General features: G+C 57.3%; 10 protein-coding genes and 1 other RNA gene. 10 read left to right on the plus strand and 1 reads right to left on the minus strand.

Annotated features, from left to right (window positions below; all coding sequences use genetic code 11):
- Positions 1–94: 94 nt before the first annotated feature.
- A complete protein-coding gene (locus tag ACOCD2_RS09120) occupies positions 95–610 on the plus strand; it encodes a patatin-like phospholipase family protein (RefSeq protein ID WP_294053636.1) in 516 nt (171 codons plus the stop codon).
- Here ACOCD2_RS09120 and ACOCD2_RS09125 read toward each other — a convergent pair.
- Positions 532–924, minus strand: a complete 393-nt coding sequence (locus ACOCD2_RS09125) for a hypothetical protein (protein WP_293646988.1) — start codon at positions 922–924, stop codon at positions 532–534. The genes ACOCD2_RS09120 and ACOCD2_RS09125 overlap by 79 nt on opposite strands.
- On the opposite strand from ACOCD2_RS09125, the gene ACOCD2_RS09130 reads away from it, so the two are divergent.
- The 9 genes from ACOCD2_RS09130 to tnpA all read left to right on the plus strand — a co-directional run bounded on the left by ACOCD2_RS09130 (position 923) and on the right by tnpA (position 7,331).
- A complete protein-coding gene (locus ACOCD2_RS09130) occupies positions 923–1,096 on the plus strand; it encodes a hypothetical protein (protein WP_305800257.1) in 174 nt (57 codons plus the stop codon). The two genes, ACOCD2_RS09125 and ACOCD2_RS09130, sit on opposite strands and share 2 nt — an antisense overlap.
- A 186-nt stretch (positions 1,097–1,282) precedes the next feature.
- Positions 1,283–2,473 (plus strand): sensor domain-containing diguanylate cyclase, encoded by a 1,191-nt coding sequence (locus ACOCD2_RS09135; RefSeq protein ID WP_293646984.1) that lies wholly within the window; start codon positions 1,283–1,285, stop codon positions 2,471–2,473.
- A 99-nt stretch (positions 2,474–2,572) separates the two neighbouring features.
- Positions 2,573–2,669, plus strand: an RNA gene (gene ffs / locus ACOCD2_RS09140) — signal recognition particle sRNA small type.
- A gap of 25 nt (positions 2,670–2,694) precedes the next feature.
- The gene (gene dnaX, locus ACOCD2_RS09145; protein WP_293646982.1) at positions 2,695–4,347 is read left to right on the plus strand and encodes a DNA polymerase III subunit gamma/tau; all 1,653 of its coding nucleotides are present in this window, start codon (positions 2,695–2,697) and stop codon (positions 4,345–4,347) included.
- 114 nt (positions 4,348–4,461) lie between these two features.
- Positions 4,462–4,788 carry a YbaB/EbfC family nucleoid-associated protein gene (locus ACOCD2_RS09150; RefSeq protein WP_293646986.1) on the plus strand — a complete coding sequence of 109 codons (327 nt, stop codon included), beginning with the start codon at positions 4,462–4,464 and terminating at the stop codon, positions 4,786–4,788.
- A gap of 1 nt (position 4,789) precedes the next feature.
- Positions 4,790–5,395, plus strand: a complete 606-nt coding sequence (gene recR / locus ACOCD2_RS09155; protein ID WP_293646980.1) for a recombination mediator RecR — start codon at positions 4,790–4,792, stop codon at positions 5,393–5,395.
- A 20-nt stretch (positions 5,396–5,415) separates the two neighbouring features.
- A complete protein-coding gene (locus ACOCD2_RS09160) occupies positions 5,416–5,760 on the plus strand; it encodes a histidine triad nucleotide-binding protein (RefSeq protein WP_293646978.1) in 345 nt (114 codons plus the stop codon).
- A gap of 96 nt (positions 5,761–5,856) precedes the next feature.
- Entirely contained in the window at positions 5,857–6,990 is a 1,134-nt protein-coding gene (locus tag ACOCD2_RS09165; RefSeq protein ID WP_293646976.1) for an AI-2E family transporter, read from the plus strand.
- An 86-nt stretch (positions 6,991–7,076) separates the two neighbouring features.
- Positions 7,077–7,331 (plus strand): IS200/IS605 family transposase, encoded by a 255-nt coding sequence (gene tnpA / locus ACOCD2_RS09170; protein ID WP_293646974.1) that lies wholly within the window; start codon positions 7,077–7,079, stop codon positions 7,329–7,331.
- Positions 7,332–7,381: the final 50 nt, after the last annotated feature.

Below are 7,381 nucleotides of genomic sequence, written 5' to 3' on the forward strand. Positions count from 1 at the left end.
GCCTATTGCCGCATCTCCAGTTACCTGCAGACCATGGCAAATCAGGGATACAATCCGCTGGTCGCCATTCAAATGGCCTTTTCGGGACAGCTCTATGCTGATAGGGGTGAGTAGTTACGGCTGGGGAATGAAAGGCTTCATCGATGCGCAGCGGCTGCGGGCCTTCCTTCACGAACATGTGGTGAGTGAGGAATCACAGATCGAGAGTATGGCGAGCGCCTATGGCAACGTGGCCACCGACCTGGGCAACGGCCGGGAAATCTGGTTTACCAAGGGAAATGTGCTTTCTTCTGTCATGGCCTCCATCGCGTTGCCGGGCCTGTTCGCCCCCGTACGCTATAACGGCCGCTGGCTGGTGGACGGGGGGCTGGTGAATCCCGTGCCCGTGTCTCTTTGCCATGCGCTGGGTGCCGATGTGGTCATCGCGGTCAATCTCAATGCGGATATCCTGGGCAAGCATCTGTCATCGCGCAAGGCCGATCTGGCTGCGGAAGGCGGTGCGTTCGACGGCATCCTGGGCACCATCCGCAACTACTCTTCCAACCTTTTTCCCGGCAACCGGGAAGACTCCCCCGCTGCCAGCCATGGAGAGCGAAGCGAAGGCTGGTAGACCCCAGTAGCCGCGAGGCCGCACTGTTTTCCCGGCGTGCCTTGCGCCAGAGGGAAAACAAAGTAGGCCTCCGAACGCGGCGTCCAGTCATTGGGAGGCAAGTACGGAGCAGCAACGAGCTTGCGAAGTTGTTGCGTAGTGCTTGGTGACCAGGACGGCTGGGGAACAAATAGGTTGTCAAAGGCCGAGTCGATTTTGGGGACTGGGATGTCCCAAAATCTATCACGAGGCCGAAGACACGCTTGGCCGGGGATGTTCGATGTCCTGGCCAGCTCTGTCAATATTACACAGGACAGGATCACCCGCAGCCGCATGGCGGGCGACCCACCGGACATCCTTCTGGAACCCCGGCTGGCGCAGATCGGCCTGCTCGAATTCCACCGGGCCGAAGAGGCAATTTCGGAAGGTGAACGCTGCGTCAAACGTATGCGGCCGGTAATCGAATACACCATGGAAAACGTGGCGCGGCTGTTCGCGAAATCCTGAGTCCCTGCTCAGCCGCAGCCGCGTATTTTTCCGAAACAGCTATTTTCATCATATCTGTGGTATAAAGGCAAAAGAAAACTTGGCTTTTTGTGCCAACAGAACGCTGATGCAATTCGCCAAAGTACCCGTTTCAAGCGGAATTGAAATCCCGGGAAAGCCGATGGATGTTATGGAATGCAACCTGATTTGAGCACAGAAATGGATGGAAACACGGGCTTGAGCCCGGTGCTGGATCAGCGGGTAAGGCGGGAGCAGTATCGGCTGCTGTCCAACCACTTGCCGGTGGTGTTGCCGGGAAGCCTTCTGATCGCCGTACTGCTGGCCTGGGGTTTCTGGAATACGGCGGATCATACTGCTATCCTGGTCTGGCTGAGTCTGCTGGTCGCTGTGATTACTGCACGGCTGGGTCTTGCGTCCTATTTTTCCCGGTTGCCGGAGCGGCCGGAAGCTGATCACCTCTTGAGGAACACACTGCTTCTCGGGTCTTTCATATCGGGTTGCATCTGGGGCAGTGCAGGCATTCTGTTTTTCGATCCGGAGAATGCCTATGGTTTTGCACTTCTGGTGATCGTGCTGGGAGGGCTCGTGGCAGGATCGCTGGGATCCCATTCCTATTATTTTCCTAATTTCCCCCTGTTCGCGATTCCTGAATTCCTGCCCCTGATGGGCGGACTGCTGGCCGTGGAGAACGATTTCTATACCCTGATCGGGCTGATGATGGCATTGTTTCTGATGCTGAATCTGTTCTACTCCAAAAAATATGCAGATATGATCGAGCGCTCCATACGGCTTCAGTTTGCCAATGATGCACTGCTGGAAAGGCTCAAGGCCTCGAACCGGGAACTGCATGAATACTCCTACACGGATTCCCTGACAGGTATTGGCAACCGGCGCCAGTTCGACCTGGATTTCGATCAGACATGGCAGGTGGCAGAAACCACCGAGGCGCCTGTTTGCCTGATACTGATGGATGTGGATCACTTCAAGGAGTACAACGACACCTATGGGCATCCCCAGGGTGACGAAGTGCTCAAGAGCCTCGCCCTGGTGCTGCTGAATGTGTGCGAAGAGCAGAAGGTCCGGGGCAGGCCCATGCGTATCGGGGGTGAAGAATTTGCCCTGCTGCTCAAAGGTGATCTGGATCTGGCCATTGATATTGCGGAGACCATCCGTGAGTCTGTTCGGAAAATGAAAATTGACCGGGGAGAAGAGCACAGGGTGACAGCCAGTTTTGGGGTAGCCAGGGCGCAGCCCGCACGAGGCGGCTCAAGGGGGGCATTGCTGGATGCGGCGGACAAGGCGCTGTACAAGGCGAAGGCGGCCGGTCGTGACCGCGTGATAGCCGACCGTAAATCCGGTGCCGGAAAACATGGCTAAAGCCGCCTAAATCAGTCATAATCCACCGCTCACCCGGGAAGGTTTCCGGGACCATAAATCCGGATTGTGCAAGATTCGGAAAAAAGTTTATGGCGGCCGTATCGGTCCCCTCGCAACATTCAGCCGTGAACCCGGTCAGGCCCGGAAGGGAGCAGCCGCAGCGGTGACAGTGTGTGCCGGGGTGTGGCTGGTACGGTTGCCACCATATTCATGAAATTTCTATGTCCTATCAGGTATTAGCGCGTAAATGGCGGCCCAAGACCTTTGAAGAAATGGTCGGGCAGGAACATGTGGTGCGCGCCCTGAGCAACGCCCTGGACAATGACCGTCTGCACCATGCCTACCTGTTTACCGGCACCCGTGGTGTGGGCAAGACCACACTGGCGCGTATCCTTGCCAAATCCCTGAATTGCGAGAAAGGCGTCAGCTCCACTCCCTGTGGAGAATGCAGCATTTGCCGTGAAGTGGACGAGGGGCGTTTTGCCGACCTGCTGGAGGTGGATGCCGCATCCCGCACCAAGGTGGACCAGACCCTGGAGCTGTTGGAAAACGTACCTTTTGCGCCCATACGCGGCCGCTACAAGGTGTACCTCATCGACGAGGTGCACATGTTCTCCAATTCCAGTTTCAATGCACTGCTCAAGACCCTGGAAGAGCCGCCGCCCCATGTGAAGTTTCTGCTGGCGACAACGGATCCCCAGAAAGTACCCGTCACGGTGCTTTCCCGCTGCCTGCAGATGAACCTCAAGCGTTTGCCTCTGGAGCAGATTCGCGGCCAGTTCGAGCATGTGCTGAAGGCAGAAGGCGTGGATGCCGATGCCAGCGCCCTCGATCTGCTGGCCAGAGTGGCCGACGGCAGTATGCGTGATGGCCTGAGTATTCTGGATCAGGCGATCGCTTTCGGTGGCGGACAGGTCAGGGAAGAGGAAGTCAAGGCCATGCTCGGCGTGGTAGCGCAGGATCAGTTGCCACAACTGCTGCGCAGCGTCATCAATGAGGATGCCGCAGCCGTACTGGAACAGATTTCCGCTGCCGCCCAGCAGTCACCGGATTTTGCCGCATTGCTGAAGGATCTGCTGCTGCTCTTGCATCGCATCGCCCTCTACCAGGCATCGCCTGAAGCGGCCGATCCCAGCTGGAGTGATCTATCCCCGGTGAAAGATCTGGCGGCCGGTATGGGTCCGGAAGATGTGCAGCTTTTCTACGAAATTGCCTTGCGGGGACAGCGGGACCTGTATCTTGCACCCGATCCCCGCAGCGGTTTCGAGATGATCCTGCTGCGCATGCTGGCCTTTCGCCCCGCAACAGGGGAACCGGAACCGGCCAGGGTACCGGTGTCCCGAACCCAACCGAGTGCGGCTTCCGCTGGCCCCAGACCGGCACCGGCACAGAACACGCCCCCGTCCGGCGTGAAAAGCGCAGTTGCAGCGGGTCAGGATGAGCCGCCGCGCCAGGTGTCGGAATCCCGCCCTCAGGGAAAGGAAACCCCCGATCTGACAGACTGGCATCAGGTTTTGCCCAGACTGGGTCTGGGAGGAATCTCTTCCCAGCTGGCAGCGCATTGCACCGTGAAATCCTGGCAGGATGACCTGTTGCTGCTCACGCTCAATCCGACCGGTGGCGCCCTCGCCGGCGCCATGCCCCGTCAGAAATTGCAGGAAGCACTGGAGAGTTATCTGGGCCGGTCCATCCAGATGAAGATCGAAGTGGCCGAGACTGTCGAGGAAACACCCGCTCAGGTCGCAGAACGGCGGCTTCAGGAGAAGCAGTCCGTAGCGGTAAACGCCATGCGCGAAGACCCGGTAGTCAAAACCCTGGAAGAGGATTTCGACGGCGAACTGCTGGTAGACAGTATCAAACTCAATGATCAGTAATTCTTGTTGTGCGAAGATAGCTATCACGAACTGTTCGAGCTACCCATAAAGTTGCGGTATCACCGTTCCGGCCCAGCGCCAAACGGACCGCAAACCAAAACCCAAACAGGAGATATCATGAAAGGTGGTTTAGGCAACCTGATGAAACAGGCACAGAAGATCCAGGCCGACATGCAGAAAGCCCAGGAAGAACTGGCCAAGGCAGAGATTACCGGCGAGTCTGGTGGTGGTCTGGTCAAGGTCACCATGAACGGCCGCCACGAAGTGCGCCGGGTGGAGATTGATGATTCCCTGGTCGGTGACGACAAGGAAATGCTGGAGGACCTGGTGGCGGCTGCGTGCAACGATGCGGTACACCGTATCGAGGAAAAGACCAAGGACCAGATGAGCGGCCTGACCTCCGGCCTGTCACTGCCGCCGGGCATGAAACTGCCGTTCTGACATGTCGGACAAACCCCTGCTGCAGCGACTGATAGACAGCTTCTGCTGTCTGCCCGGCGTGGGACCGAAAACAGCCCAGCGCATGGCATTTCACTTGCTGGAGCGGGACAGGGAAGGTGGCCGTCAACTGTCCGGTGTATTGCTGCAGGCGGTGGAAGAGATCGGCCATTGCCGCCGCTGCCGGACGCTGACGGAAGATGAGCTCTGCGGTTTGTGCGCCAATGACCAGCGTAACGATACGCAGCTCTGTGTGGTGGAAACGCCTGCCGATGTCATGGCCATCGAACAGGCGACCGACTATCGCGGACGCTATTTCGTGCTCGGTGGCAGGCTTTCGCCCCTGGATGGCATAGGCCCTCGGGAGATCGGCCTGGATCAGCTGGCCGGCATCCTGGCTGAGGGCAGGGTGGAAGAACTGATTCTCGCCACCAATCCCACCGTGGAAGGTGAGGCGACAGCCCAGTACATCAGTGATATGGCTGCCGAAAAGGGCATTCAAGCAACACGCATCGCTCACGGCGTTCCGTTGGGTGGTGAACTGGAGTACGTGGACGGGGGCACACTGGCACACGCTTTCGTGGGGCGGCGTAAGGTGGGATATTTTTGAACTGGCCGGGAGAGAAGAGCATGACAGACTGTATTTTTTGCAAGATCGCCGCAGGGGAAATTCCTGCCGATATCATTTATGAAGACGAAGATGTTCTGGTGTTCAGGGATCTCAATCCCCAGGCGCCTGTTCATGTGCTGATCATACCCAGACGTCACATAGCCACCCTGAATGATCTGCAGCAGGAAGATGCCGAACTGATCGGGAAAATGTCACTGGTTGCGAAAACCGTGGCCGAGCAGGAAGGGATTGCCCAGGAAGGCTATCGCACCGTGTTCAACTGCAATGCAGGTGCGGGGCAGACCGTGTTTCATATTCACATGCATATGCTCGGGGGGAGGCCAATGAACTGGCCGCCGGGCTGAACTGTTGCCAATCTTCGGGAAATGCTGGCGTATCCTGAATCACCGGCGTGCTGAAACAGACATGCCAAACCGACCTGATCAAAGGGGAACAGCGCCATGACATCGAACGACACTCTGATAAAAAACACTTTGTCGAAGGAATTCATCGACCTGGTGATCCGTATCGGGTTGATCGGGTTCCTGGTTTACGCCAGTGTGAAGATCGTCAGCCCCTTTCTCGGCATTCTGCTGTGGGGGCTTGTTCTCGCTGTCACCCTGTATCCCATACACCAGAAACTTGTCGGGCGCTTTTCGCTCGGTCAGGGCAAGACAGCTACGCTGCTGGTGCTGACGGGTATTCTGATCATCGGTGTGCCTGCTACACTGCTGGGTGGGTCGGCAGTCGAATTTGCCGAAAAGAGCTATACCTCGTTCAAGGGCAGGACTGTGCTGCTCAAGCCACCGCCGCCTTCTGTAGCTGAATGGCCGCTGATCGGCCCAAAGGTCTACAAGGCCTGGGAGATGGCCGCCAGCGACAGGAGCGCGCTGATGAAGCAGATCCGGCCACTGATAGAAAAGTCCCTGAAAATCATGCTGGGCACAGTGGCCGGTGTCGCGGGAGGTTTGCTCCAGTTTCTGTTCTCCATGGTCATTGCCGGTATCATGATGGCATTCGGGGAATCCGGCAGCCGGGTGATGTGGAGAATACTGCGTCGCTTCGGTGGCCCGGAAAAAGGTGATCAGCTGTTCGTGCTGTCCACCGTCACTATCCGTTCTGTATCCATGGGGGTTATCGGTGTGGCCCTGATCCAGGCCCTGCTGCTGGGCGTGGGATTCGCATGGGCCGGGGTACCTGCGGCGGGTCTGCTGGCCATGGTGGTACTGGTGTTCGGCATCGCCCAGTTGCCCGCGGCGGTCATTTCCCTGCCGGTTATCGGCTATCTCTGGTGGGCAAACCCCGACGCTACCATGAGCAATGTATTCTTCAGTATCTATCTGCTGATCGCAGGTATGGCAGACAATGTGCTCAAACCGTTGATGCTGGGCAGAGGGGTGGATGCGCCCATGCCCGTTATTCTCATTGGCGCTCTCGGCGGCATGGTGAGCGGTGGTCTGGTAGGACTGTTCGTGGGTGCGGTATTGCTGGCGCTTGCCTATGTCATCTTCATGGACTGGGTGGCGGAAGGTGAAGAGACGGAAGCACCGGAAACTGCGCCGCAAGGGCAGGACGGGGAAACAGCAGTTACCTAGGCGCCTGCCGGATTTAAAGTCCCCGATAGGGGATCCGTAAATCCCACGCCTTTAGGCGGCAGGGTTGGAATGGTAAGCTTGATGCCATGCAGAATTACAAGCACGGTGGCCACACGATATGGGATTGCAAGTACCACCTGGTCTGGGTGACGAAGTACCGTTATCCGATTTTGGGTGGTGATGTTGGGTTACGATGCCGGGAATTGCTTCGAGAGATAGCGCGTAGCAAGGAAATGATCATCTATGCAGGTTCGATCAACCGGGATCATGTGCATGTCGGGTACCATGTGATTATATTCCAAAAAGGAGCTATCCTTTGTTCCGAACCCGCCAGATATTGAACGACTGGCTCACGCAAAACCTGGAGGAAGCATAACGCCATGGTTATCCA

Source organism: Thiolapillus sp., assembly GCF_048562965.1.
GTDB classification, from domain to species: domain Bacteria; phylum Pseudomonadota; class Gammaproteobacteria; order Chromatiales; family Chromatiaceae; genus Thiolapillus; species Thiolapillus brandeum_A.

Bases quoted from the DNA above. Each gene is read 5' to 3' on its own strand.
- tnpA (WP_293646974.1), top strand. From the start codon at position 7,077: ATGCAGAATTACAAGCACGGTGGCCACACGATATGGGATTGCAAGTAC.
- ACOCD2_RS09130 (WP_305800257.1), top strand. From the start codon at position 923: ATGGCGGGCGACCCACCGGACATCCTTCTGGAACCCCGGCTGGCGCAG.
- recR (WP_293646980.1), top strand. From the start codon at position 4,790: ATGTCGGACAAACCCCTGCTGCAGCGACTGATAGACAGCTTCTGCTGT.
- dnaX (WP_293646982.1), top strand. From the start codon at position 2,695: ATGTCCTATCAGGTATTAGCGCGTAAATGGCGGCCCAAGACCTTTGAA.
- ACOCD2_RS09125 (WP_293646988.1), bottom strand. From the start codon at position 924: ATGCGGCTGCGGGTGATCCTGTCCTGTGTAATATTGACAGAGCTGGCC.
- ACOCD2_RS09160 (WP_293646978.1), top strand. From the start codon at position 5,416: ATGACAGACTGTATTTTTTGCAAGATCGCCGCAGGGGAAATTCCTGCC.
- ACOCD2_RS09165 (WP_293646976.1), top strand. From the start codon at position 5,857: ATGACATCGAACGACACTCTGATAAAAAACACTTTGTCGAAGGAATTC.
- ACOCD2_RS09120 (WP_294053636.1), top strand. From the start codon at position 95: ATGCTGATAGGGGTGAGTAGTTACGGCTGGGGAATGAAAGGCTTCATC.